Genomic DNA, 25,622 nt, shown 5'->3' with positions numbered 1-25,622 from the left:
GGTCGATATCGTGGGTGGCCCCGCGGCATGGCGGGGTCCGGAGATCGTGGACAGTCCGGACTGGAAGATCGAACTGACCGACGCGCACGTCGGTGAGCTGATGGCGGCCCTGGCGGCGGTGGACCGGCCCGGGGCCGGGCTCCGGGACGTCACGAAGGAGAACTTCGTGCTGCCGACGCTCGCCCCGGTGCTGTCGGGCGTGGTCGACAAGCTGGTCGACGGTCGTGGCTTCGTGCTGGTGCGCGGCGTGCCCGTCGAGCGGCTGACCGAGCGGCAGGCGGAGCTGATGTACTGGGGCATCGGGCTGCACGTCGGCATCCCGATCCACCAGAAGACCGAGGACGACCTGCTCATCCACATCCGCGACCAGGGTGTCGACCGCGACGACCCGCTGGTGCGCGGCTTCCAGACCAGTGCCCGGCTGGACTACCACGCCGACTCCTCGGACGTGGTGGGCCTGCTGTGCATCCGTCCGGCGATGTCCGGCGGGGTCAGCACGATCGTCAGTTCGGTCGCCGTCCACGACGAGATCGTCCGACGCCGCCCCGACCTGGCCGAGGCGCTGTACGCGGACTGGTGGCACGACCGCCGGTCCGGCAACGGGCCGGAGAGCTTCTTCCAGTGCCCGATCTTCGGCCGCAACGCCGACGGCAAGCTGTTCGCGCACTACGGCCGGGCGTACATCGAGTCGGCACCCCGGGGCGAGGGCGTGCCCGACCTCACCCCGACCCAGATCGAGGCGATGGACCTGCTCGACGAACTCGACAACTCCGACGAGTTCGTGCTCAACATGAACTTCGCCCCCGGCGACATCCAGTTCCTCAACAACTACACCATCATGCACGCGCGCACCGACTACCAGGACCACCCGGAGCCGGAACGCAAGCGCGACCTGATCCGGCTCTGGCTGGTCATCGACCGTGACCTCGGCCTGCCGCCGGCCTTCGACGCCGGGGGCATCGTGCCCCGCGCGGTCGCGCTGGCCCGGTGACCACGCCGCCCACCACGGTCGACCGGCGCGTCCGGCGACCGGCCGGCCGTGGTGGGCGGTCACCTTCCCGCGCGGACGGCACACCCGGTGCCGTCCGCCGCACCGGCACCCGGGTCGCTCGGCCGGGCGGGGCGGGCGCGGGAGCCGTACCGGTGGCCGGCTCAGCCGACCCGTCGTGCGCGGGCCAGCGCCAGCGCGCCCAGGCCGGCGGAGAGTAACCCCACCACCAGGGCCAGGTATCCGCCACCGCGTCCGTTGCCGGTGCCGACGCCGCTGTCCGACGTGGCCACCACCAGGCCACCCAGGGCCATGCCGGCCACCCCCGCCGTCAGGGCCAGGACGGCGCCGCGCCGTCCGACGCCGCGCCGGCCCAGCGCCAGCGCACCGACGACCGACCCGGCCAGCCCCAGCAGCGCGGCCAGGGTGGCCCCGAGCCGCCCGGCGCTCATGGTGGTGACACCGACGGGATCCTGCTGCGCCGCGAGGTGCGCCGACGCCGGGGCGGCGTACCCGGTCCCGCCGAGGACGGCGACGACGACCGCCGTCACCAGTCGGGACGACCGGAACGTGCCTGCTGGACGCATGATGCTCCTCCTGTCCGCGCGACGTGTCCCCCACGCCGCTCCTGCCGATCATGTCGCCGGGCGCGGCCGTGGTCGTCCGCCGAACGTGGACGGTGTGCACTGCCGCCGTGGCGTACCCGGCCACCGCCGGGGCGGTACGGATACCGCGTCCGTGGTAGCCGACGCGTCGTCCTTCGGCAGGAGTCGCCCGGCGCCGCCTTCCGGCTAGGGTGCGCGCATGGACACCACCCGCTGCGGTGTCCGGGACTGGGCGACCGCCGGTGCGGTGGCGGTGACGTTGACGGTCGCCGGGCTGGCCGGTCACGCCGGTGCCCCGGATCGCGCCCCGGTCGGCTACGCGTTGCTGGCGGCCGGCGGTCTGGTCCTCGCCGCCCGCCGCCGGGCCCCGGTCGCCGTGCTGGTCGGCACCGGGTCGTGCGCGGTGGGATGCCAGGCGGCCGGCTTCGACGTGCCCGCCGTCGCCTTCCTGTTCGCGGTGTACGCCGCCGTGCGGGCGGGGCACCGCACGGCGACGGTGGTGGCGGCGGTGACGATGCTGGTGGCACTGCCGCTCGTCGCTCTCGGGCCGCCGCAGGAGCTGGCCCTGGGCGCGGCGCTCGCCCGTTCCCGGGGGGTGCTCGAACTGGCCTGGCTGGTCGCCGCCGGTGCGGCGGGTGAGGCGCTGCGCCAGGCCGAACGGCGGGCGGACGAGGCCGAGCGCACCCGGGAGGAGACCGCGCGGCGTCGCGCCGACGAGGAGCGGCTGCACATCGCCCGCGAGCTGCACGATTCGCTCACCCACCAGATCTCGGTCATCAAGGTGCAGGCCGAGGTGGCGGTGCACCTGGCCCGCAGGCGCGGAGAGGAGGTGCCGGAGGCGCTTCTGGCGATCCGGGCGGCCGGCCGGGAGGCGACCCGGGAGCTGCGGGCGACCCTGGAGGCGCTACGGGACGACGGTGAGACCACGCCGCGCGGTCTCGCCCACGTCCCGGAGCTGGTGCGTCAGGTCCGTGCCGGCGGTCTGGACACCACCCTGACGATCGGGGGAGACCGGCACGACGTGCCGGCGGCGGTCGATCGCACGGCCTACCGGATCGTCCAGGAGTCGCTCACCAACGTCACCCGGCATGCCGCCGCCGCCACCGCGTCGGTCCGGATCGACTACCGTCCGGGCGCGCTCGCGATCCGGGTCGACGACGACGGCAGCGCCCTCCCGGCCGGCGTGCCGACGCGCGGTGTCGGACTGCTCGCCATGCGCGAACGGGTGGCCGCGCTCGGTGGCCGGCTGCGCGCCGGACCACGCCGGGACGGCGGGTTCACCGTCCACGCCGACCTTCCCACGGGCGGTACGCCGTGATCCGGGTCCTGCTGGTCGACGACCAACCGCTGCTGCGCAGCGGCTTTCGTGCGTTGCTCGACATGGAGGACGACATCGAGGTGGTGGGGGAGGCCGCGGACGGCCTGGCGGCATTGGCGCTCACCCGACGGCACCGGCCGGACATCGTGCTGCTCGACATCCAGATGCCGGTGATGGACGGCATCGAGGTGACCCGGCGCATCGTCGCGGACCCGACCCTGACCGTGGTGCACGTCGTCGTCCTGACCAACTACGGCCTGGACGAGTACGTCTTCGACGCGTTACGCGCCGGGGCGGCCGGATTCCTGGTCAAGGACATCGTGCCGGAGGACCTCCTGCACGCGGTCCGGGTCGCCGCACGGGGGGACGCCCTGCTCGCACCGTCGATCACCCGCAGGCTCATCGACCGGTTCACCTCCGCGCGCCCCCGGGTGGACGTCGGCGTCGGGCCCGCCGGGCTGACCGCCCGGGAGCGCGAGACCGTCGCCCTGGTCGCGCGGGGCCTGTCCACCACGGAGATCGCCGACCGGTTGGTGATCAGCCCGTCGACCGCGAAGACCCACATCAACCGGGCCATGGCCAAGCTCCATGCCCGCGACCGGGCCCAACTGGTGATCTTCGCCTACGAGTCCGGCCTGGTCGCCCCCGGTGGCGGGTGAGTGCCGGGGCGACCCGCGGGTGACGTGCGGACGGGACCGGGCGGGCGACGGGCCGGGGCGGCGGTCGGCCTCGCGGCGTCCGCTGCGGCCCGTGACATGATGACGCCCATGGGCGAGCAGCAGGATGTCGGCGGGACCGACCGTCACCGTGGGTCGGGCGCCGCGGCGCAGGAGGCGACGGGCGGCGGGGTCGAGGCCCGGCTCGCCCTCGCCGGAGACCCCGGCACGACCCACCTGACCCTGATCGACCTGGCCGCCGACCCGTCGCCGGTGGTCCGCCGGGCGGTCGCCAGCCGGCCCGACGCGCCCGCCCAGGCGCTGCGACCGCTGACCCGCGACCATGACCGTGAGGTGCGGGAAGCGGTGGCGAGGAACCCGTCGACCTCGATCGCCAACCTGCTGCGCCTGGTCCGGGACGCCGACCGGTGGGTCCGCTGGGCGGTCGCCGGCAACCCGGCCTGCGACACGTCGGTACGCCGGGTGATGGTCCAGACCGCGGACAAGGAACTGCGTGGTCTGCTCGCCGAGTCGCGGGAACTGGAGCCCGAGCTGGCCGCGCGGCTGGCCGACGACGTCTCACCCGAGGTGCGGGAACGGCTCGCCGCGCACACCCACGACCCCGAGGTGATCACCGCGCTGCTGGCCGACCGGACGGCCCGGGTGCGCAAGGGGTTGGCCCGCAATCCGCGTACCACCGCCGTCCAGCGGGGCGCGCTCGCCGGGGATCCCGTGCCGGACGTCCGTGCCGCGCTGGTGGCCGCCGTCGCGCTGGACGAGGCGGACCTGCGCCGTCTGGTCGACGACCGTTCCGTGCAGGTACGGATGGCGGCGGCGACGTCGGAGCTGGTCCCGGCCGATATCCGGCAACTGCTCACCGACGATCCCGACGAACTGGTGGCCCGGGCGGCCCGGGAGTTCCGCTCCGGACCGGCGACTTCTCCGGTGGTACGCCGACCGCGCGTCGGTCACCGGGGCGCGGGAGGCGGTCGGGACCGGTCGGACCGCGCCCGGCACTGAGCCCAGCCCCGCACCGGCGGTCCGCTCTGCCGCGGCCGGCAGCCCCGCCTTCCGGTCCCCCCGGTGCCGATCATCGGCGGTCCGGACGACCGGCGTCGTCGGAGGTGTCCCGACGGGCGGAAGATCCGCGTACATTCTCGGGCGGATTGACCAGGGTGGCTCTCTTCGATTCCTTCCGACCGGACGGTAGCATTGTGGGGCTGTACAGGGGATAGGAGGCCACCAATGGCGCGTGCGACGTCCCGCCCGGAGTCGACCCGACGCCGGCAACGCTGGCCCGACGGGTACGACCCGGAGAACACCCGCAACTCGTTGATCACGAGTGCGCTGGGGCTGATCGAGCAGCGTGGCTTCGACCGCACCTCGGTGCAGGAGATCGCCGATCAGGCGCAGCTCACCAAGGGTGCCTTCTACCACCACTTCGCCAGCAAGGACGACCTGCTGCGGCACATCCAGGAGGAGTACCTGGAGGCGCAGCTCGCCGCCATCCAGAAGATCGAGGTCGACAGCGACGACCCGACCGTCCGGGTACGGGAGCTGATCCGGTTCAGCCTGACCAGCGTGGCCGAGTACCGGGCGCACGTGACGATCTTCTACCAGGAACGGCGCTACCTCACCGGTGACCTGTTCGCCGAGGTGACCCGCAAACGTGGCCTGGTGGAGGCGGCCTTCGCCGGGATGGTCGCCGACGGGGTCGCCCGGGGGGCGTTCCGCCCGGACGTCGACCCCCGCATCGCCACCTTCGGGCTGGTCGGGATGTGCGCCTGGGCGTACCAGTGGCTCAACGTGGGTGGTCCGCTCAGCGTCGACGAGGTGGCCCGCCAGTTCAGCGCGATGGTGCTGGAGGGCCTGTCCGCCCGGCCCGTCGGCTGACTTGGCGGCTGGTCGGGACGGGAGGCGGGGGTCGGCTGGCCTCCCGGATCGCCGGTCGGCACGGTTGTTCCCCGGCGGTGCAACCCCGGTCGGCTGACCGTCCGGTGGAGGACCGTCCGGCGGGGGAGCCTCAGCCGGCGAGGAGCTGGCGGGCCATGACGATCCGCTGGACCTGGTTGGTGCCCTCGTAGATCTGGGTGATCTTGGCGTCGCGCATCATCCGTTCGACCGGGTAGTCACGGGTGTAGCCGTAGCCGCCGAGGAGTTGCACGGCGTCGGTGGTGATCTCCATCGCCGCGTCGGAGGCGAAACACTTCGCCGCCGCCCCGAAGTAGGTCAGGTCGGCGTCGCCGCGCTCGGACTTCCCGGCGGCGGTGTAGGTGAGCTGCCGGGCCGCCTCCAGCTTCATGCCCATGTCGGCGAGCATGAACTGGATGCCCTGGAACTCCGCCACCGCCTTACCGAACTGCTTACGCTCCCGCACGTACCCCTTGGCGTAGTCCAGCGCCCCCTGGGCGATGCCGACGGCCTGCGCGGCGATGGTGACCCGGGTGTGGTCCAGGGTCCGCATCGCGGTGCCGAAACCGGTGCCGGGCTCGCCGATGATCCGGTCGGCGGGGATGCGGACGTTGTCGAGGTAGACCTCCCGGGTCGGCGAACCCTTGATACCCAGCTTCTTCTCCGGAGCGCCGAAGCTGACCCCCGGGTCGGACTTCTCCACCACGAACGCCGAGATCCCCCGCGACCGCGCCGCCGGGTCGGTCGCCGCGAACACGGTGTAGAACTCGGAGACGCCGGCGTTGGTGATCCACCGCTTGACGCCGTTGAGCACCCAGTGATCACCGTCACGCACCGCCCGGGTGGTCATCGACGCCGCGTCGCTGCCGGCCTCCGGCTCCGACAGGCAGTACGAGAACATCGCCTCCCCGGCCGCCACCGGCGGCAGGTACCGCCGCTTCAACTCCTCCGACCCGGCCAGGATCAGCGGCATCGTGCCCAGCTTGTTCACCGCCGGGATCAGCGACGACGAGGCGCAGGCGCGGGCCACCTCCTCGATCACGATCGCGGTGGCCAGGGCGTCCGCGCCCGCACCGCCGTACTCGACGGGGATGTGCGGGGCGTGGAAGTCGGCGGCCCGCAACGCCTCGTACGACGCCCGGGGGAACTCACCGGTCTCGTCGGCCTCGGCCGCGTACGGGGTCACCTTCGCGGCACAGACCTCACGAACCGCCGCACGGATCGCGTCGTGCTCCTCGGGCAACCGGTAGACGTCGAACACCGTAAAACCCCCTCGTCGCCACGCGTCACAGCAGCATACCACCTGGTCGGTATGAAATGTGTCCTTGAACTGTCCCGTCGGCCGGTGTTAGATACCCGCCAGTCGGAATGGGGAGAACCGGATCGCCCGCCCGGGGCCGCCCCGGACCGACACCCTGGACCCGCCGCCTGGAACGGAGCCCCGCCGATGCGCGCCCTGCGACGAACCACCATCGACACCCCGGACGACCTGCTGGAGCTGGTCGGTGCGGAGCTGGGCGTCAGCGCCCCGCGGGTGGTGACCCAGCAGCAGATCGACCAGTTCGCCGACGTCACCGGGGACCACCAGTGGATCCACGTCGACGTGGAGCGGGCCCGGTCCGGGCCGTTCGGCTCGACGGTGGTGCACGGGTTCCTGACCCTGGCCCTCGTTCCCCGGCTGCTCGCCGACATCCTGGCGGTGCGGACCTTCTCGATGGGGGTCAACTACGGTCTGGACCGGGTCCGCTTCGTCCGGCCGTTGCCCCCGGGTGTCGAGATCCAGGGCACCGCCACCCTCGTCGCGGCGAAGCCGATCGCCCCGGTGGGGGAGGGTGCCGCCGGTGTGCAGGCCAAGGCCTCGGTGGTGGTGGAGTTCGCCGAGACGTCGCAACCCTGCTGCGTGGCGGAGATCGTGTTCCGCTACTACGGCTGAGCCGGGCGGGCGGCGCTCACTCGGTCGCCGTGCGGGACGGCGTGACGAACCGGCCCCGGTAGAACGACAGCGCCGGCACGTCCGTCTGCTTCAGGTGCACCTGGTCGACGTCGATCAGGACGATCACGTGGTCGCCGCTGGTGATCACCTGGTCGCGTCGTCCGGTGAGGATCGCCGGGGTGTCGGGCAGCAGCGGCACACCGTCGAGGCCGGGCACCCAGGACACCCCGTCGAGCCGTTGCGCCCCGGACAGCCCCGAGGTGGCGAACCGCCGGGCCACGTCCTGCTGGTCCTGGCTGAGGATGTGGATCGCGATCCGCTCCGACCCGAGCAGGACGGGGAAGCTCGACGAGAAGCTGGTGACGCAGAACAGCACCTTCGCCGGTTCCAGCGAGACCGAGGTGAACGAGTTCACGGTCAACGCGGCGACGGTGCCGTCCGCGGTCACCGCCGTCACCGCGGTCACGCCGGTGGGGAAGTGCCCGCAGACCTGGCGGAACTCGGCGGAGTCGAACAGGGGCTCGGCCATCATCGGGTCACCGCCGGATCGCAGGAGTGGTGGTCGGGGCGGAGCCCGGCTTCGAGCTGGATGAGGCACAGGGTGTGGCCACCCGGGTCCTTCACCAGGTGCAGCCGTCCGTGCGGGCTGTCCACCGGCCCGACGGTCGGCAGCCCGCCGAGGGCGGTCACCCGGGCCAGCGCGTCGTCGAGGGACGCGACGGTGAAGTAGGTGATCCACGTCGAGGGGATGAGGTTGGGCCAGGCGTTGTCGAGTTCGAGGACCCCGGCGACCGGGACGTCGCCGAGCGTCAGGACGGTGTAGGGCCGGGCCGTCGGCGAGTCGTTGCGCTGCTGGGCGGTGTAGCCGAACAGGGCACGGTAGTAGGCCACCGCTGCGGCCGGCTCGCCGGTGTCCAGCTCGTTCCAGCACAGTGCCCCGAGCGAGTTGACCGTCTGCACGCCGACGCGGGACTCGCCCTGGTAGAGGCCGAAGGCCGCGCCGAACGGGTCGACGACCGCCGCGCCGGTGCCGGCCGCCGGCAGGTAGCGCGGGGGCGTGACCAGTTCGCCGCCGAGCGCCACCGCCTGTCGCGCGGAGGCGGTGACGTCGTCCACGGCGAAGTAGGTGAGCCAGCCCCGGGGGCGGTCGCCGTGCAGGGCGGCGGCGTCGGAGATCCCGGCGACGTCCCGCCCGTCGACGCTGCACATCCGGTAGGTGGTGGCACCGAGGCGTTCGGCGCGTACCGTCCAGCCGAGCAACGCGGCGTAGAAGGTCTCGGCCCGTTCCGGGTCGGGGGTGCACAGCTCCACCCAGACCGCTTCGCCGGGCTGGAATCGTCGGGTCATCAGGCTGCTCCCCGGGTGGCCGGGCCCGCGACGATCGTGCGGGCGGAGATGTCGTACGCCCGGTCGGCGGTGCCGGTTTCCAGGCTGGACTCGACCACCTCGACCACCGCCCGCAGGGTGGACCCCGGCACGGCCAACAGGGTGTCGAGGAGGTGGTCCACCGCCCGGTCGAGGTCGTCGTCGGCGACCACCCGGGCGACCAGACCCCAGTCGAGCAGTTGCCCGGCGGTCGCGGTCGCCGCGCCGGTGAGCAGGTGGTAGGCGTGCGGCCGGGGCAGCGACCGGGCGACGGTGTGGCCGACGCCGGCCGGGGCGAAGCCGTAGCGCGCCTCCGGGAGGGAGAGCTGGGCGTCCGTGGCGGCGACCGGCAGGTGGACGGCGGCGAGCAGGCCGACGCCGAACCCGATGATCCGGCCCCGGACGCCGGCGACGACGGGGACCGGTAGCCGCCGGATCCGGTGCAGCGCGTCGTCGCTGGCCCGCAGGTCGGCGGCGACCGACTCCCGGGTGGCGCCGGCCAGGGTGGCGAAGGAGGAGGTGTCCCAGCCGGCGCAGAAGTTCTTGCCGGCCAGGTCGAGGTGGATGACCGCACAGCTGTCGTCGGCGGCGGCGGCGGTCTCCAGGGTGTCGACGAGGTGGTGCAGTGCGGTGGTGTCGAAGCAGTTGCCGCGCGCCGCGTTGTCGTAGCGGACCCGGGCGAGGCGGCCGTCGTGCCCACGGGTGAGGGTGATGGTCACCGCGGTATCATACATACCGGTCGGTATGAATACAACGCCGCTGGTCGGCGGCCCTGCGTCACATGAATGTCATGAACGGGATACCCGGTCGACCCGTTGACTTGATACCGGCTGGTCGGTACTTTGTGGCGAACGTCACCGCCGCCTCACGCGGAGACATGACGGGTCCATCGCAGTGAAGGACACCACGATGATCATGAAATCCCTGCGCTCCCGGCGCTCCTTGGCACTGGCCGCCGCGCTGACCGTCGTGGGCGCCGGCCTCACCGGGTGCGGCGGCTCCGACTCCGACTCCACCGGCTCGTCCCGCACCGCCCCCGTCCGGGCGCTGCTCGCCGCCCAACCGGCGACCCTCGACCCGATCGTCGGCGCGCGCTCCGCCCAGATCGTCTGGGCGACCATGCTCGAACCCCTGATCAACACCGGTGGCGACCTCGCGCCGACCGACACCGGCCTGCTGACGGGCTGGACCCGTACCGACCCGACGACCTGGACGTTCACCGTGCGGCCCGGGATCAGCTTCAGCAACGGCGAGCAGGCCGACGCGGCGGCGGTGGCCAACACCATCACCCTCACCCGCGACAACCCGGCCTCGCAGCTCAAGTCGTACTTCGGCAACGTCACCGCGATCGAGGCGCCCGACGCCACCACCGTCGTGGTCAAGACCAGGACCCCGCAGTACGACATCCCCGACCTGCTCACCACCGTCTACCTGGTGCCGCCGAAGTACTACCAGGAGAAGGGTTCGGAGGGCTTCGCCGCCGCCCCCGTCGGCACCGGCCCGTACGTCTGGTCGGGCGCGAACGCCGGACGGGACATCTCGGTCAAGCGCAACCCCGACTACTGGGGCACCAAGGCGACCAACGAGGGCGTCACCTTCACCTGGGCCAACGAGGCCGCCCAGCGGCTCGCGCTGATCCAGAGCAAGAGCGTGGACGTCTCCTTCGACCTGCCCCCGGCCCAGGCGAGCGCGGCCAAGTCGGCCGGGGTCGAAGTGGTGAGCACCGAGACCGCCATGAAGATCATCGCCTTCCTCGACTCCACCAAGGCACCGTTCGACGACCCGAAACTGCGCGAGGCGGCGGCCCTGGCCATCGACCGGGACGCCATCGTCAAGGGCATCTTCGACGGCCAGGCGGTATCCGACGCCGGCCTGCTCAACGTCAAGCCCGGTCAGCAGCCGACACAGAGCGTGAAAGCCGACGCCACCCGGGCTAAGGAACTCGTCGGCGGGGCGAAGCCGACCGTCCAGATCACCTACCCGGCCGCCCAGTACACCAACATCGAGGAGGTCTCCCAGGCCGTCGGCGGCAGCCTGGAGAAGGCCGGCTTCACGGTCAGCTACGTCCCGCTGGACTACGGCACGCTGGTCAAGCGGATCGTCGGCCGCCAGGTGCCGGGCCTGTCGATCTTCGCCGGGGTGCCGAACGTCGCGGTGCCGGACTACTTCGTCAGCGGCTTCATGAAGACAAAGTCGATCACCGGCAACTGCCCCGACCCGCAGATCGACACGCTCGCCCAGCAGGCTCTGGAGCAGAACGACGCCCAGCAGGCCGCGCCGCTCTACGAGCAGCTCAACACCATCGGCGTGGTCCAGAAGCACTGCTACGTGCCGCTGTACCGGCAGGTGTTCAACTACGCGACCGCCCCCGGCGTCTCCGGCGTGGTGTTCGGCCCGCTGAACACCGTGGACTTCACGAAGACGACCCGCTGACGATGTCCGAGGTAGTGCAGACGGGGGTGCCGGGCGACCTCGCCCGGCACCCCCGCACCCCGGAGCCGGACACCCCCGTGCTGGAGGTCACCGACCTCGTCGTCGAGCACCGCGACGGCGGCAGCGGCGCGCTCTTCCGCGCCGTCGACCAGGTGTCGCTGCGGATCGCGGCCGGCGAGAGCGTCGCCGTGGTCGGTGAGTCCGGCTCCGGCAAGACGACGCTCGCCATGGCGGCCACCGGGCTCGGCCCACGCGGCCGGGGCGACGTCCGGCTGCTCGGCCACCAGCTCTCGGCGATCAGCCGTGCCCAGCTGCGCCGGCTGCGCCCCGAGGTGCAGGTGGTCTTCCAGGACCCGCACGGCTCGCTCGACCCCCGCCAGTCGGTCCGCTCCGGGTTACGGGAACTGCGGGCGCTGCAACCCGAACGGACCTCCTGGATCGGCGACGCCGACCTGCTCGGCCGGGTCCGGCTCGCCCCGGACCTGCTCGACCGCTACCCCCACCAGCTCTCCGGGGGCCAGGCGCAGCGGGTCTGCATCGCCCGCGCCCTGCTCATGCGTCCCCGGCTCATCGTCGCCGACGAGCCGACCTCCGGCCTCGACGTCTCCGTCCAGGCCGACGTGCTGGCCCTGCTGCGGCAGATCCGGACGACCACCGGCGCGGCGCTGCTGATGATCAGCCACGACCTGGCCGTGGTCCGCTCGCTCTGCGACATCGTACACGTGATGTACCGGGGCCGGGTCGTCGAGTCGGGACCGTGCGTCCGGGTCTTCGACATCCCCGCCAACGACTACACCCGCGAACTGCTCGCCGCGATGCCCGGCGCGCGATGGAGGTCCCGCCGATGAAGGCCAGCACCGTACGCCGCGTCGGCGGCCGGCTCGCGTCGCTGTTCGCCTCGCTGCTCATCGCGCTCAGCCTGGCGTTCCTGCTCGGCCGGCTCTCCGGCGACCCGACCGCCACCATCCTCGGCCCGATGGCCCCGCCCGAGCAACGCGAGGCGCTGCGCCACCAGCTCGGCCTGGACCTGCCCGTCGCCGCCCAGTACCTCGACTACCTCAAGGGCGTCCTCACCGGCGACCTCGGCCAGTCGTTGCAGTTCTACCAGTCCAACACCTCGATGATCGCCGACCGGCTCCCGTTCACCCTGCAACTCGTCGGTGCCGGCATGGCCCTCGCCCTGCTGGTCGGCATCCCGCTCGGGGTGCTCGCGGCGACCCGGGAGGGCACCTGGTGGGACCGGGCGGCCTCCACCCTGGCCCTGCTCGGCCAGTCGGTGCCGGTGTTCTGGTTCGGGATGATGCTGGTGGTGCTGTTCGCGGTCAAGCTCGGCTGGCTGCCCGCCGGCCAGTCCGGCAGCCCGAAGCACCTGATCCTGCCCGCGCTCACCATGTCGGTCTACCCGATGGCGCATATCGCCCGGCTCACCCGGGCCTCGATGAGCGACGCGCTGGCCGAGCCGTACATCGACGCCGCCCGCGCCCGGGGCGTCAGCACCCGCCGGGTGGTGTGGCGGCACGCCTTCACCAACGCGATGATGCCGATCCTGACGATCGTGGTGCTCCAGACCGGCATCCTGCTCTCCGGCGCGGTCGCCGTCGAGTACGTCTACTCCTGGCCCGGCCTCGGGCAGCTCGCCCTGCAGGCCATCCAGTTCCGCGACTTCCCGCTGGTGCAGGCGATCGTCGTGTTCGGCGCGCTGGTCTTCGTCGTGCTGAACCTGCTCGTCGACGTCCTGCACTCGATCGTCGACCCGAGGGTGCGGTGAGCATGAGCCAACTCGAACTCGACCCGGTCACCGCCGCGGTGCCGCCGCCCCGGCGGGCCACCCGTCGCCGGCGTACCTCGGTGTTCTGGCTGGGCCTGCCGCTGGCGGTGACCGCCGTCGCGGTGTTCGTGCTGCCGCTGACCGGGCTGCTGCCCGACGCCGGCCAGGACCTCGACGCGACCCGCCGGCCGCCCGCGTTCCTTTCCGGCGGCAGCTGGGCGCACCCCCTGGGCACCGACAAGCTCGGCCAGGACCTGCTCACCCAGTTCGTCTCGGCCGGCCGGCTGACCATCGTGATCGGCCTCGTCGGCGCGCTCGTCGCGATCGGCCCCGGCACGCTGCTCGGCCTGCTCGCCGGCTACTTCCGGGGCTGGGTCGACCGGGTCATCTCGATCCTCATCGACGCCCAGCTCGCCCTGCCGTTCATCCTGGTCGCCCTCGCCATCATCGCCAACCGGGGCAGCTCGCTGCCGGTGCTGTTCCTGGTGCTGGCGCTCACCGGCTGGGCGGTGTGCGCCCGGGTCACCCGCTCCGCCACCCTGGCCATCCGGGAACGCCAGTTCGTCGTCGGCCTGCGCGCCGCCGGCGCGTCCGAGCCCCGGATCGTCTTCCGGCACATCCTGCCCAACCTCGCCGGCACCATCGTCGCCCTCGGCACCCTCCAGGTCGGCACCGCGATCCTGGTGGAGAGCGCGCTGAGCTTCCTCGGTCTGGGCGTGGTGCCGCCGATGAACAGCTGGGGCTCGATGCTCGCCTCGGGCCAGGACGAGCTGAGCCAGGCCTGGTGGATCGCCTTCTTCCCCGGCCTCGCCATCACCGCGCTGGTGCTGCTGGTGAACCTGCTCGGCGACGCCCTGCTCACCCACCACGACCCACGGAAGAGGCGGCGATGAGCGCCCTGCTGGAAGTCTCCGGGCTGTCCATCACCGCCCGGCTCGCCGTCGACGACCTGCGGCTGCTCGACGACGTCGACCTGGAGATCCGCCGCGGTCAGATCGTCGGCGTGGTCGGCGAGTCCGGCAGCGGCAAGACCACCCTGGCCCGCGCCGTCGTCGGCCTGCTCGACCGCAACGTCCGGGTCGACCACGGCACCGTCGCGGTCGCCGGCGAGCAGGTGGTGGCCCCCGGCGTCGACCGGACCGACCGGGTCCGGGGCAGCGCCGTCGGCATGGTGTTCCAGGACGCCTCGCGGTCGTTGAACCCGCTGATGAGGGTCCGCACCCAGCTCGCCGAGGTGCTGCGCCGGCACGTCCGCGACATCACCCGGGCCGAGGTGGAGCGCCGCTCGGTGCAGGTGCTGGCGCAGATGCGGATCGACGACCCCGGCCGGGTGCTGGCCAGCTATCCGCACCAGCTCTCCGGGGGCCTGCGGCAGCGGGTCGCCATCGGGCTCGCCGTGGTCACCCGCCCCGCGCTGGTGATCGCCGACGAGTGCACCACCGCCCTGGACGTCACCACCCAGACCAAGGTCGTCGACCTGTTCCGCACCCTGGTCGACGAACTCGGCATCGGCCTGCTCTTCGTCACCCACGACCTGATGCTCGCCAGCGACCTGTGCGACCGGATCGCGGTGATGAGCGGCGGCCGGGTCGTCGAACAGGGCGACGCGCTGACCGTGCTGGACCACCCGCGGCAGGACTACACCCGACGCCTGCTCGCCGCCATCCCCTCATGGAGCTGAAGGAGAACCCGCGACCCATGCCCGAGCAACCCGGCATCGACGCCTACGCGGCCTACCTCCCGGCGTACGCGCTCGACGACAACCGCCTCGACCCGAGCGTCCCGGCCCGCGCCGGTGGCCCCGCCCGCAGCGTCGCCGGCCACGACGAGGACGCCGTCACCATGGCCGTCGAGGCGTTGCGGCACGTCGCCGCCGGCACCCCGGCCGGCCGGCACCTGCTGCTGGCCACCACCAACGCGCCCTACGAGGCGAAGACCTCCGCCGGGGTGGCGCACGAGGCGCTGGGGCTCGACCCCGGCGTCACCGCGCTCGACCTGCGCGGCCACCGGGCCGGGGCGTCCGCCCTCGACCTGGCCCTGCGGGGCGTCGCCACGGCGGCCCTGGCCGACGTGCGTACCACCCGGCCCGGCGCCCCCGACGAGCTGGCCCAGGGCGACGCCGCCGCGGCGTTCGTCGGCGGCCGGCGGGCCGCCGTGCTCCTCGCCCGCGCCGGCCACACCGCCGAGGTGCTGGACCGCTGGCGACTGCCCGGGGAACGGCACGACCGGGTCTGGGACGAACGGTTCACCGCCGAGATCCTGGTCGCCGCCGGCCTGCACACCGCCCACCGGGCGCTGGCCGAGGCGTCCCTGGACACCGTCGACCAGGTGGTCGTGTCGTCGTCGAATCCGCGCGCCGCGGCGGCGCTGCGCAAGGCGCTCGGCGGCGCGACGGCGCTGCGCAAGGCGTCTGGCGGCGCGGGTCAGGACGCGGCCGTCGAACGGGCCACCGGCTTCACCGGCGCCGCCCACCCCGGGCTGCTGCTCGCCGCAGCCCTCGACGAGGCGCAGCCCGGACAGACCATCCTGCTGCTGTCGGCCACCGAGGGCGCCGACGCGTTCGTGCTGCGGGTCGGCGACGGGGTCCGCGCCGCCCGGGGCGGCCCGTCGGTCCGCGCGCAGCTCGCCGCCCGGCAGCGTGTCGGCTACGGCCGCTACCTGCGCTGGCGGGGACTGCTCGACGTGCAGGGTCCGGCCCGGCCGGCGGCCCCCGCCCCGGCGGCCCCGCCGATGCACCGCCGGGCCGGCTGGAAGTACCGGCTGGAGGGCAGCCGGTGCGACGCCTGCGGCCGGGTCACCACGCCACCCGGCCGGGTCTGCGCGTCCTGCGGCATCGTCGGGGCGGGCACCGCGACCGGGAAGGTCTCGCTGCGCGAGCGCACCGCCCGGGTGGTCTCGGTGACCCGGGACCACCTGACGACCATGCCGGAGCCGGAGGTGGCGATCGTCGTCGCCGACGTGGAGGGCGGCGGCCGGCTCAGCGCGTACGCCACCGACGTGGCACCCGGCGACGTGACGGTGGGGATGGCGATGACCCCCGTCTTCCGCCGGCTCTGGACCACCGACTCGATCCACAACTACTTCTGGAAGCTCCGCCCGGCACCCGCGGACGCCGCGCCAGGGAAGGACACCGCCGATGGCCAGTAGGCGCACCACCCACGACGTCGCGATCGTCGCGATGGGCTGCACCCCGTTCCGGGACCACTGGAACTCCTCCGCCGACGATCTGCTGGTCGACGCGGTGCAGGAGTGCGTCGGGTCGCTGCCCGACGTCACCCTCGACGACGTCGACGCGTTCTGGGTCGGCACCCAGGGGTCGGGGCTGTCCGGGCAGACCCTGGCCCGCCCGCTGCGGCTGGTCGGCAAGCCGGTGACCCGGGTGGAGAACTACTGCGCCACCGGCTCCGAGGCGTTCCGCAACGCGGCGTTCGCGGTCGCCTCCGGGGCGTACGACATGGTCATGGCGACCGGGGTGGAGAAGCTGAAGGACTCGTCGTACTCCGGGCTGTCGGCGGTCTTCCCACCCGCCGACGGCACCGACGTCGACTGGACCGCGCCGGCCGGGTTCTCCCTGCTCGCCCCCGCCTACCAGGCGGCGTACGGGATCGACGAGCGGGAGATGCGCGCCGCGATGACTCGGGTCGCGGTGAAGAACCACGCCAACGGGGCGCGCAACGACCGCGCCCAGTTCCGTCGGGCGGTCACCGCCGAGACGGTGGAGCGGTCCCCGCGGATCGCCGGGCAGCTCGGCGTGATGGACTGCTCCGGCGTCTCCGACGGCGCGGCAGCGGCGATCCTGGTCCGGGCCGAGGACGCCCACCGGTACACCGACAAACCGGTCTACCTGCGCGGGATGAGCTTCGTCGCCGGGTCGGGGGCCGGCCTGGCCGCCGACGGCTACGACTTCACCAGCTTCCCCGAGGTGGTCACCGCCGCCCGCGAGGCGTACGAGCAGGCCGGGGTGACCGACCCGGCGGCGCAGATCTCGCTGGCCGAGGTGCACGACTGCTTCACCCCGACGGAGGTGGTGCTGATGGAGGACCTCGGTTTCTCCGCCCGCGGCACGGCGTGGCGGGACATCCTCGACGGCCGCTACGACCCCGACGGGGCGCTGCCGGTCAACACCGACGGCGGGCTCAAGTCGTTCGGCCACCCGATCGGCGCGACCGGGCTGCGGATGATGTTCGAGTGTTTCACCCAGCTGCGCGGGGAGGCCGGACCACGGCAGGTGCCCGACGCCCGGCTGGCGGTGGCCCAGAACCTCGGCGGGCAACCCGGTTCCTGCGTCGCGTTCGTGGCGGTCCTGGGGAACGAGCGATGAGCGCCCGGGTCACCCTCGACGGCCGGGTCGTCGTCGTCACCGGCGCGGGCAACGGCATCGGCCGGGCGCACGCGCTGACCCTCGCCGCGCGGGGCGCGTCGGTGGTCGTCAACGACCTCGGCGGGACGGTCGACGGCTCGGGGTCCTCCGGTGCCGCCGAACAGGTTGTCGCGGAGATCCAGGCGGCCGGCGGCACCGCCGTCGCCTCGACCGACTCGGTGGCCACCGCCGCCGGGGGCGCGGACCTGGTCGGTCGGGCGATCGACGCGTACGGCCGGCTCGACGCGGTCATCCACAACGCCGGCATCCTGCGGGACCGGACCCTGGCCAAGATGTCCGACGAGGACGTCCGCGCGGTGCTCGACGTGCACCTGGCCGGGGCGTTCCACGTGCTGCGCCCCGCCTGGCCGCACCTGGTCGCCCAGGGTTACGGCCGGATCGTGCTGACCAGTTCGTCGTCCGGCCTGTTCGGCAACTTCGGCCAGGCCAACTACGGTGCGGCCAAGACCGGCCTGATCGGGCTGATGAACGTGCTCGCGTTGGAGGGCGCCCGGCGGGGGATCCTGGTCAACGCGATCGCGCCGACCGCGGCGACCCGGATGACCGAGAACCTGCTCGGCGAGCTGACCGAGCGGTTCGACCCACAGCACGTGGCGGCGGTGGCGACCTTCCTCGCCTCCGAACAGTGCCAGCTCAACCGCCACATCCTCACCGTCGGCGGGGGCCGGGTCGGGCGGATCTTCCTGGGCGTCACCCCCGGCTGGTTCGGCGGTGCCGCACCGGCCTCGCCCGACGACATCCTCGATGCGGTGGACGACATCTGCCGGCTCGACGACTTCATCGTGCCGGACAGCGGCGCCGACGAGGTCACCCTGATCCACCGGGTCCTCGGCGGGTCGGCCGGACCGTCCGCCTGACCCGGCGCGAACCCCACAGGAAGCGAGGCACCATGCCGGTCAGCGAAGTGCACCACGTGGCGATGACCGTCTCCGACGTCGACCGCGCCGCGGACTTCTACGAGCGGGCCCTGGGTTACCGCCGGACGTTGCGTACCGACGTCGGCGGGCCGGGGATCGAGGTGTCGCTGGGGTTGCCCGCCGGCACCACCGGCCGGGTCCAGTACCTCCAGGGCCCCAGCCGGGTCGGCCAGCTCGAACTCATCGAGTGGAACGGCGTCAAGACCCGCACCGCCACCGCCGGCCACCTGGAGCTGGGCACCTTCCTGCTCAGCTTCGAGGTGCCGCTGGACGAGCTGGACGACCTGCACCGGCGGCTGACCGAGTTGGGCGCGCAGTGCCTGTCCGCGCCGAACCGGGTGCTGCTGGACAACTACGGGTACATCACCGCGTTCGCCGCCCGGGATCTCGACGGCAACCTGCTGGAGTTCGTGTCGTTGCCGTCCCGGGAGGAGATCCTGGCGCGGCGGCGGGGGAGCGGCGACTGATGGGCGGGAGCAACTTCACCGAGACGCTGCGCCGGCAGGCGTTGCGCCGGGCCGACGCGGAGGCCCTGGTCGACGGGGACGCCCGTTGGACGTACGCCGAGCTGGACGCCGACGTGGACCGGCACGCCGCGGCCCTGCGCGACGCCGGCATCGCCGACGGCGACCTGGTCGGGCTGCTGGGCCGCAACACCGCCGGCTACGTCGTCGCGCTGTTGGCGCTGAGCCGGCTCGGCGCGGCCTCGGTGCCGCTGAACTGGCGGTTGCACGTCAACGAGCAGGCGTACGTCCTCGACCAGGCCGGCGTCACCGGGCTGGTCTACCACGACGACTTCGCCGCCGACGCGGCCCTGCTGGCCACCTTGACCGGGGTGCGGACGCTGGTCGCCGCCGGGGAGGCCGTCGTCGGCGACGCCCGACGGCTGGCCGACCTGCTGGCCGGTCAGCCGCCCGGCGTCCGGGTCGCCGACGCGGAGAAGAGCCCCGCCGACGTGCACCGGCTGCTCTACACCTCGGGCACCACGGCCCGCCCCAAGGGGGTGGTGCACACCTGCGGGAACCTCACCGCCAACCACTTCGCGCAGGTGCTCGAACTGGAGCTGACCGCCGCCGACCGGATCCTCGTCTCCGCGCCGCTGTTCCACGTCAGCGGGCTGGAGGCGCCGGGGCTGGCGACGTTCGTGGCCGGCGCGACGATGGTGCTCACCCCGACGTTCAAACCGACCGACATCGCCCGGATCGCCGACGGGGAGCGGATCACCGGCATGGTGCTGGCCGCCCAGATCCTGTTCGGGCTGCTCGACCTGGACGACCCGCCGGACCTCGGAACGCTGCGCTACCTGCTCTTCGCCGGGGTCGCGCCGAGCGTGCGCCAGGAGGTGAAGCGGCGGCTGCCGCACGTCCGCCTGATCGACACGTTCGGGATGACCGAGCTGTGCAACGGGGTCTGCTACCTCGACGCCGCCCACGAGCAGAGCAAGCTGGGCGCGCTCGGCGCACCGTTCCCCGGGGTGCGGATCCGGATCGTCGACGAGCACTTCCGGCCGGTCGGCCCGGACGTCGAGGGGGAGATCATCGTGCAGGGGGAGAAGGTCTCGCCCGGTTACTGGAACGACGACGAGGCCAACCGGCTCAGCCGGCGCGACGGCTGGTTCCGCACCGGCGACGTGGGGCGGATCGACGCCGACGGCTACCTGTGGTTCGTCGACCGCCGGGCCGACCTGATCAAGTCCGGTGGGGAGAACATCGCCAGCGCCGAGGTCGAACGGGTGCTCGCCCGGCATCCCGACGTCGCCGAGGTCGCCGTGATCGGGGTGCCGGATCCGCAGTGGGACGAGGTGCCGAAGGCGTTCGTCGTGCTGCGCCCCGGCGCGACCGGCACCGCCGAGGAGCTGCGGGCGCACTGCCGGGCCGAGCTGGCCCGCTACAAGGTCCCCCGGGACGTGCAGCTCGTGACGTCGCTGCCGCGCAACGACTCCGGCAAGGTGCTGAAGAAGGCGCTGCGGGAGACGGCGGTGTCCGGGTGAGCACCGCGAACATCGCCGCGATGCTGGCCGGCAACGCCCGCCGGTTCGGCGACGCCGACGCGCTGGTCTTCGAGGACCGCCGGTGGACCCACCGGCAGCTCGACGACGACGTCAACGCCCTGGCCGCCGGGCTGACCGCCGAGGGGGTGGGCCGGGACAGCCGGGTGGCGATCGTGGCGGACAACGTCCCCGAGTTCCTCGTCCTCTCGCTGGCGCTGGCGAAGCTCGGGGCGGTCTTCGTGCCGCTGAACTACCGGTTGACGGCGGGGGAGCTGGCCCGGCTGCTGGCGCACGCGCGGGTCGGGGCGGTCGCCACGGTGCCGGAGTTCGCCGCGCTCACCACCGCCGCGCTGGCCGACCTGCCGGCCGTACGCCGGTTCGCGTTGGAGCCGATCGACGACGGCTGGACCGACGTACGGTCGCTGGTCGCGGCGCACCGGGGCGCGCGGGTCGCCGACGCGGCCCTCGACGACACGGCGCTGCAACGGATCGTCTACACCTCCGGCACCACCAGCCTGCCCAAGGGGGTGCTGCTCACCCACGGCAACGTGAACATGAACATGCACGCCCAGGTCGTCGAGCTGGGGCTGCGGCCGACCGACCGGATCCTCAACGTCGCACCGCTCTACCACGTCGGCGGCACCGACCTGCCCGGCTACGGCATCTGGCACGTCGGGGGCGCCATGGTGCTGCACCGGCGGTTCGTGCCGGCGGACGTGCTGCGGGCCATCGGGGCGGAGCGGATCACCGGCATGGTGATGGCGGCGACGATGCTGGACATGGTCCGCCGCGAGTCCGCCGCCGCCGACCTCTCATCGGTGCGCTGGCTGATCTTCTCCCAGGTGACCGCGGCGCTGTTCGGGGTGGCCCGGGAGCTGTTCCCGAACGCCCGGCTGATCGAGGGGTACGGCCTGACCGAGACCTGCAGCGGGCTGACCTACCTCGACGCCGCGCACCAGGAGTCCAAGCAGGGGTCGGTGGGGCTGCCGGTGCCGTGGGTCCAGGTCCGGGTGGTCGACCCGGCCGGCGCCGACGTGCCGGTCGGTGCGGACGGCGAGGTGGTCGCGCGCGGGCCGAAGGTGAGCCCCGGCTACCTCGACGATCCGGCGGCGACCGCCGCCGCGTTCCGGGACGGCTGGTTCCACACCGGCGACATCGGCTGTTTCGACGCCGACGGCTACCTCTACATCAGGGACCGGCTCAAGGACATGATCCGCAGTGGCGGGGAGAACATGTCCAGCGCCGAGATCGAGAACGTGCTGGCCGACCATCCGCTGGTGCTGGCCGCGTCGGTGGTGGCCGCGCCGCACCCGGTGTGGCAGGAGGTGCCGGCCGCCTTCGTGGTCGCCCGGCCGGGCCTGACGCCCGAGGCGCTGATCGGGCACGCCCGGCAGCGGCTCGGCCGGTTCAAGGTGCCGAAGGAGGTCTACCTGGTGCCGGAGTTCCCCACCAACCCGTCGGGCAAGGTGCTCAAGCGGTCGCTGCGGGAGCTGCGGTCGACGCTGCGTCCGGACTGGACGTACGACGACGCCCGACGCGACTGAGGCCGCGCCGGGCGGGCCGCCCCGGTGTCACCGGCCGGCGGTGGCGTGACGCAGCAGGGCCAGGGTGTGCACGAGGGCGAACCGCCGGGTGCCCCGGCCCAGCTCGTCCCACGGCTTCTTCCAGGTCATCCGCCGGGCGAGGTCCCACGCGGTGACGCCGTCGCGGACCAGCCCCCGGACCGTCTCGACCTCGTCGTGGTGGAACGCCGCGAGGGCCTCGGCGCGGGCGGCGACGTCCCGGTAGGGGAACTGGTGGGCGGGGCAGGCGACGGCGGCCCCGAGGTCGCGCAGGCGGGCCAGCGTCCGGAACAGGTCGGCGGCCGGGTCGTCCCCGGGGCGGCTGACGATGGCGAGCTGGGTCGGCCCCTCGGCCATCATGGTGTCGCCGGTGAAGACCAGCCCCCGGCTGTCGAGGTAGACGGTGTGCCCGTAGGTGTGGCCGGGGGCGGGCAGGGCGCGGAGGGTCACCTCGCCGAAGCGGAGTTCGGTCTCGCCGGTCAGGGCCGTGTCGAGCCGCAGGTTCTCCGGGTGCGCGGTGACGGCGACCGCGTCGGTGTACATGGTGGCGACGACGTCGGGCGGGGCGCCGGTCAGGTCGAGCGCGGCGCGCAACTGCTCGAGGAAGGTGCCGCGCCGCCGGTGCATGGTGGTGAAGTCGTCGGCGTGGCCCATCACCACCCGGGCGCCGGAGGCGGCCCGTACCCGGTCGGCGAACCCGACGTGGTCGGGGTGGTTGTGGGTGATCAGGACCGCCGCGATGGCGTCGACCCGCTGGCCGATGGCGGCCATCGACCGCTGGAAGGACGCCCAGCAGCTCGGGTGGTCGTAGCCGGCGTCGACGAGGACCGGGCCGTCGCGGGTCTCGATCAGGAAGACGGTGATGGACCGCAGGGCACTGCCGTGCAGCGGGACGGGGACGGCCCAGACACCGTCGACGACCTGGGCGGGGACCGGGACCTGACGGGTCCGCCAGGCGGTGGCGTGGGCGTCGCTCACGGGTCTGGACATCGTCGGACGGCTCCCTTACTGTGGGACACCAACATACCGGATGGTCGGAATCTAGCTCAAGGAGTCCGATGAGCGAGGAGCGGACCGGGTTCCGGCTCTGGGCAGCCGCGGAACCGGACCTGTGCGCGATCGTGACCGCCGACGACCGGCGGATCTCGTACGGTGACCTGTTCGCCGAGGTGAACCGGCTCTCGCACGGGCTGCGTACCCACGCGGGCCTGCGGCCCGGCGACACGGTCGCGGCGGTGATGACCAACAGCCCCGGCCTGGTCGCGCTCTATCTCGCGGCGATGCAGTCCGGGCTCTACCTGGTGACCCTCAACTACCACCTGACCGCGCCCGAGGTCGGCTACGTCCTCGCCGACAGCGAAGCCCGGGTGGTGGTCGGCTCCGCCCGGGTCGAGGACGTCGTGGTGGACGCCGCCGGGGAGGTTCCCGGCATCCAGGTCTTCGTCGACGGGACGCCCGGCACGGACCGGGCCCGACCGCTCTCGGCGCTCACCGCCGGCATGCCCGCGACCAGCCCGGAGCAGACCCCGGCCGGTTCGCTGATGATGTACACCTCGGGCACCACCGGCCGGCCGAAAGGGGTCAAGCGCCCGCTCGGCGGGGTCGACGCGGACACCGGCGCGCTGACCTACGTCTGGCTGTTCCGCGAGTTCGGCATGGAACGCGACGCGTTCGCGTCCTGGCTGGTGTCGGCGCCGATGTACCACTCGGCCAACATCACCCCGGCGATGGGCGCGCTGCACGCCGGCGGCACCATGGTGCTGATGGACGGCTGGACGCCGGAGGGCTTCCTGCGCCGGGTCCAGCAGTGCCGGGTCACCGGGACCAGCATGGTGCCGACCCACTTCTACCGGCTGCTGCAACTGCCCGAGGCGGTGCGCGTCGGCTACGACGTCTCCTCGCTGCGCTACGTGCTGCACGGCGCCGCGCCCTGCCCCCGCGAGGTCAAGCAACGCATCCTCGACTGGTTCGGCCCGGTGGTCTACGAGTACTACGGCTCGACCGAGGTCGGCACCACCGTCGCGCGGCCCCACGAGTGGCTGGCCCACCCGGGCACGGTCGGTCGACCGGCCTCGATCTCCACCCTGCGCATCCTCGACGAGCTGGGCAACGAGGTGCCCGTCGGGCAGACCGGCATCGTCTACATGCGCCAGGGCGACGACCGGATCGAGTACCACAACGACCCCGGCAAGACCGACGGCGCGCGCCGCGACGGCCTGCTGACCGTCTGGGACGTCGGCCACGTCGACGCCGACGGCTTCCTCTACATCACCGGCCGCGCGGCCGAGCTGATCCTGGTCGGCGGGGTCAACGTCTACCCGGCCGAGATCGAGGCGGCGCTGATCGGCCACGACTGGGTCGCCGACGTCGGCGTCGTCGGGGTGCCCGACCCGGAGTTCGGCGAGGTGCCCCAGGCGCACGTCGTGCTCACCGACGCCGCACCCGACCCGGACACCGCCGTCGGGCAGCTGCGCCGGTACCTCACCGAGCGGCTGGCCAAGCCGAAGCGTCCGCAGTCCTACGTCGTGCGCGACGCGCTGCCCCGCGACCCGAACGGCAAGCTCTACAAGGCCCGGCTCGTGCCCGCCGGGGAGACCGGCGCATGACCGGCGACACCGACGACCCGCAGGGGGGTGGGCATGGACTTCGCTGACAGCGAGACCGACCTGGCGTTCCGGCACGAGGTCGGCGGGTGGCTCGACGGGGCGCTGGCCGACGTGCCCGACCAGGAGGAGCTGACCCAGGACGAGCGCGAGCACTGGTCCCGGGTGTGGCAGGACCGGCTCTGCGCCGGCAACTGGGCCGGGCTGTCCTGGCCGGTCGCCCACGGTGGCCGGGGGATGGACGCGCTGGCCCAGGCCGTCTTCAACGAGGAGGCGGCGGTCCGCGGTGCGCCGTACCCGCTCAACGGGGTGGGCATGATGCTGGCCGGGCCGACGATCATCGCGCACGGCACCCAGGCGCAGCAGGCCCGGCACCTGCCCGGCATCCTGCGCGGCGACGAGTACTGGTGTCAGGGCTTCAGCGAGCCCGGCTCCGGTTCGGACCTGGCGAGCCTGACCACGGCGGCGACCCGGGTCGACGGCGGCTGGCGGATCAACGGGGCCAAGATCTGGACCTCCAACGCGCACAACGCGTCGCGGTGCCTGCTGCTGGCGCGCACCGACGCCGCCGCGCCGAAGCACCGGGGCATCACCTACTTCCTCGCGCCGATGGACGGGTTCACCGTCCGGTCGCTGGTGATGATCAACGGGGACACCGAGTTCAACGAGATGTTCCTCGACGACGTGTTCGTCGCCGACGACGACGTGCTCGGCGGGGTCGGCAACGGCTGGACCGTCGCGCTCACCACCCTCGCGTTCGAACGCGGCAGCATGGCGCTCAACCTGTGGGTCTGGGCCCGCCAGGCGGTCGACCGGCTGGTCGACGTCGCGGTCGACCGGGGGGTGGCCGACGACAGCGCGTTCGTCGACGCGGTGGGCGCGTTGCAGTGCGACGCCGAGGCGGTCCGGATCGGGTCGATGCGGATGCTCGGTGAGAGCCGGGCCGGCGGGGTGCCGGGGCCGGAGACCTCGGCGCTCAAGAGCCTGTGGGCTCGGGTGGTGCAGAACGCCAATCGGCTCGCCGTGCAGCTCGACGAGGCCGGCGGGGTGCTGGTCGACGGCGACGGCGCGGCCGCCCGGATGCGCCGCTACCTGCGCGCCCGCGCCCACACGATCGAGGGCGGCACCGAGGAAGTCCAGAAGTCGATTCTCGCGGAGCGGGTGCTGCGCCTGCCCCGCTCACGCTGAGCGG

The 25,622-nt window shown here is 73.1% G+C and carries 25 protein-coding genes; 19 read left to right on the top strand and 6 right to left on the bottom strand.

Going from position 1 to position 25,622, the window contains the following annotated elements; genetic code table 11:
• Positions 1–46 precede the first annotated feature (46 nt).
• Positions 47–991, top strand: a complete 945-nt coding sequence (locus tag O7625_RS25235) for a TauD/TfdA family dioxygenase (RefSeq protein WP_282342114.1) — start codon at positions 47–49, stop codon at positions 989–991.
• Between the two features lie 161 nt (positions 992–1,152).
• On the opposite strand, the gene O7625_RS25230 is transcribed toward O7625_RS25235, so the two are convergent.
• Positions 1,153–1,575 (bottom strand): DUF6223 family protein, encoded by a 423-nt coding sequence (locus O7625_RS25230; protein ID WP_282342112.1) that lies wholly within the window; start codon positions 1,573–1,575, stop codon positions 1,153–1,155.
• A gap of 217 nt (positions 1,576–1,792) precedes the next feature.
• Between O7625_RS25230 and O7625_RS25225 the strand changes: the two genes are divergently transcribed.
• From O7625_RS25225 to O7625_RS25210, 4 genes are all read left to right on the top strand, one after another.
• Positions 1,793–2,911: a histidine kinase gene (locus O7625_RS25225; RefSeq protein WP_282342110.1), complete on the top strand. Its 1,119-nt coding sequence runs from the start codon at positions 1,793–1,795 to the stop codon at positions 2,909–2,911.
• Positions 2,908–3,570, top strand: a complete 663-nt coding sequence (locus O7625_RS25220) for a response regulator transcription factor (RefSeq protein ID WP_282342108.1) — start codon at positions 2,908–2,910, stop codon at positions 3,568–3,570. Before O7625_RS25225 ends, O7625_RS25220 begins: the two co-directional genes overlap by 4 nt.
• Positions 3,571–3,678: 108 nt before the next feature.
• A complete protein-coding gene (locus tag O7625_RS25215; RefSeq protein ID WP_282342107.1) occupies positions 3,679–4,587 on the top strand; it encodes a DUF2336 domain-containing protein in 909 nt (302 codons plus the stop codon).
• Positions 4,588–4,812: 225 nt separating this feature from the next.
• On the top strand, positions 4,813–5,460 hold the full coding sequence (locus tag O7625_RS25210; protein ID WP_282342105.1) for a TetR/AcrR family transcriptional regulator: 648 nt from the start codon (positions 4,813–4,815) through the stop codon (positions 5,458–5,460).
• 130 nt (positions 5,461–5,590) lie between these two features.
• Here O7625_RS25210 and O7625_RS25205 read toward each other — a convergent pair whose 3' ends face one another.
• Complete coding sequence (locus tag O7625_RS25205; protein ID WP_282342104.1) at positions 5,591–6,739, bottom strand: acyl-CoA dehydrogenase family protein; 1,149 nt, start codon at positions 6,737–6,739, stop codon at positions 5,591–5,593.
• A 186-nt stretch (positions 6,740–6,925) separates the two neighbouring features.
• Between O7625_RS25205 and O7625_RS25200 the strand changes: the two genes are divergently transcribed.
• Positions 6,926–7,411, top strand: a complete 486-nt coding sequence (locus tag O7625_RS25200) for a MaoC family dehydratase (RefSeq protein ID WP_282342103.1) — start codon at positions 6,926–6,928, stop codon at positions 7,409–7,411.
• Between the two features lie 16 nt (positions 7,412–7,427).
• Here O7625_RS25200 and O7625_RS25195 read toward each other — a convergent pair whose 3' ends face one another.
• Genes O7625_RS25195 through O7625_RS25185 form a run of 3 tightly spaced genes read right to left on the bottom strand, consistent with a single transcriptional unit; the run spans position 7,428 to position 9,495 of the window.
• Positions 7,428–7,943, bottom strand: a complete 516-nt coding sequence (locus tag O7625_RS25195) for a flavin reductase family protein (RefSeq protein ID WP_282342102.1) — start codon at positions 7,941–7,943, stop codon at positions 7,428–7,430.
• Positions 7,940–8,758 (bottom strand): VOC family protein, encoded by an 819-nt coding sequence (locus O7625_RS25190; protein WP_282342101.1) that lies wholly within the window; start codon positions 8,756–8,758, stop codon positions 7,940–7,942. The genes O7625_RS25195 and O7625_RS25190 overlap by 4 nt, the downstream gene beginning before the upstream one ends.
• Positions 8,758–9,495 (bottom strand): enoyl-CoA hydratase/isomerase family protein, encoded by a 738-nt coding sequence (locus O7625_RS25185; protein ID WP_282342100.1) that lies wholly within the window; start codon positions 9,493–9,495, stop codon positions 8,758–8,760. Before O7625_RS25185 ends, O7625_RS25190 begins: the two co-directional genes overlap by 1 nt.
• Before the next feature lie 190 nt (positions 9,496–9,685).
• On the opposite strand from O7625_RS25185, the gene O7625_RS25180 reads away from it, so the two are divergent.
• The 11 genes from O7625_RS25180 to O7625_RS25130 are packed head-to-tail and all read left to right on the top strand — an operon-like array spanning position 9,686 to position 21,809.
• Positions 9,686–11,209, top strand: a complete 1,524-nt coding sequence (locus O7625_RS25180) for an ABC transporter substrate-binding protein (RefSeq protein WP_282342099.1) — start codon at positions 9,686–9,688, stop codon at positions 11,207–11,209.
• Between the two features lie 2 nt (positions 11,210–11,211).
• Entirely contained in the window at positions 11,212–12,057 is an 846-nt protein-coding gene (locus tag O7625_RS25175) for a dipeptide/oligopeptide/nickel ABC transporter ATP-binding protein (RefSeq protein WP_282342098.1), read from the top strand.
• Positions 12,054–12,977, top strand: a complete 924-nt coding sequence (locus O7625_RS25170) for an ABC transporter permease (protein WP_282342097.1) — start codon at positions 12,054–12,056, stop codon at positions 12,975–12,977. Before O7625_RS25175 ends, O7625_RS25170 begins: the two co-directional genes overlap by 4 nt.
• A 2-nt stretch (positions 12,978–12,979) precedes the next feature.
• Positions 12,980–13,870 carry an ABC transporter permease gene (locus O7625_RS25165; protein ID WP_282342095.1) on the top strand — a complete coding sequence of 297 codons (891 nt, stop codon included), beginning with the start codon at positions 12,980–12,982 and terminating at the stop codon, positions 13,868–13,870.
• On the top strand, positions 13,867–14,658 hold the full coding sequence (locus O7625_RS25160) for an ABC transporter ATP-binding protein (protein WP_282342093.1): 792 nt from the start codon (positions 13,867–13,869) through the stop codon (positions 14,656–14,658). Before O7625_RS25165 ends, O7625_RS25160 begins: the two co-directional genes overlap by 4 nt.
• Before the next feature lie 17 nt (positions 14,659–14,675).
• Entirely contained in the window at positions 14,676–16,124 is a 1,449-nt protein-coding gene (locus O7625_RS25155; RefSeq protein WP_282342091.1) for a zinc ribbon domain-containing protein, read from the top strand.
• Positions 16,114–17,298, top strand: a complete 1,185-nt coding sequence (locus tag O7625_RS25150; RefSeq protein WP_282342088.1) for an acetyl-CoA acetyltransferase — start codon at positions 16,114–16,116, stop codon at positions 17,296–17,298. Before O7625_RS25155 ends, O7625_RS25150 begins: the two co-directional genes overlap by 11 nt.
• The gene (locus O7625_RS25145; protein WP_282342087.1) at positions 17,295–18,215 is read left to right on the top strand and encodes an SDR family NAD(P)-dependent oxidoreductase; all 921 of its coding nucleotides are present in this window, start codon (positions 17,295–17,297) and stop codon (positions 18,213–18,215) included. Before O7625_RS25150 ends, O7625_RS25145 begins: the two co-directional genes overlap by 4 nt.
• A gap of 32 nt (positions 18,216–18,247) precedes the next feature.
• A complete protein-coding gene (locus O7625_RS25140) occupies positions 18,248–18,742 on the top strand; it encodes a VOC family protein (protein WP_067309619.1) in 495 nt (164 codons plus the stop codon).
• A complete protein-coding gene (locus tag O7625_RS25135) occupies positions 18,742–20,265 on the top strand; it encodes an AMP-binding protein (RefSeq protein WP_282342084.1) in 1,524 nt (507 codons plus the stop codon). The genes O7625_RS25140 and O7625_RS25135 overlap by 1 nt, the downstream gene beginning before the upstream one ends.
• Positions 20,262–21,809 (top strand): AMP-binding protein, encoded by a 1,548-nt coding sequence (locus O7625_RS25130; protein ID WP_282342082.1) that lies wholly within the window; start codon positions 20,262–20,264, stop codon positions 21,807–21,809. The genes O7625_RS25135 and O7625_RS25130 overlap by 4 nt, the downstream gene beginning before the upstream one ends.
• 27 nt (positions 21,810–21,836) lie before the next feature.
• On the opposite strand, the gene O7625_RS25125 is transcribed toward O7625_RS25130, so the two are convergent.
• Positions 21,837–22,817 (bottom strand): MBL fold metallo-hydrolase, encoded by a 981-nt coding sequence (locus tag O7625_RS25125; protein WP_282342080.1) that lies wholly within the window; start codon positions 22,815–22,817, stop codon positions 21,837–21,839.
• A 68-nt stretch (positions 22,818–22,885) separates the two neighbouring features.
• On the opposite strand from O7625_RS25125, the gene O7625_RS25120 reads away from it, so the two are divergent.
• Positions 22,886–24,433, top strand: coding sequence for an AMP-binding protein (locus O7625_RS25120; RefSeq protein WP_282342060.1), 1,548 nt, complete (start codon positions 22,886–22,888; stop codon positions 24,431–24,433).
• 33 nt (positions 24,434–24,466) lie between these two features.
• Positions 24,467–25,618: an acyl-CoA dehydrogenase family protein gene (locus O7625_RS25115; RefSeq protein WP_282342059.1), complete on the top strand. Its 1,152-nt coding sequence runs from the start codon at positions 24,467–24,469 to the stop codon at positions 25,616–25,618.
• Positions 25,619–25,622 lie beyond the last annotated feature (4 nt).

The organism is Micromonospora sp. WMMD714, assembly GCF_029581315.1.
Lineage (GTDB): Bacteria > Actinomycetota > Actinomycetes > Mycobacteriales > Micromonosporaceae > Micromonospora > Micromonospora rifamycinica.
The sequence above is the reverse complement of the archived record's forward strand: the minus strand, read 5'-3'. Positions and strand labels throughout refer to the sequence as shown.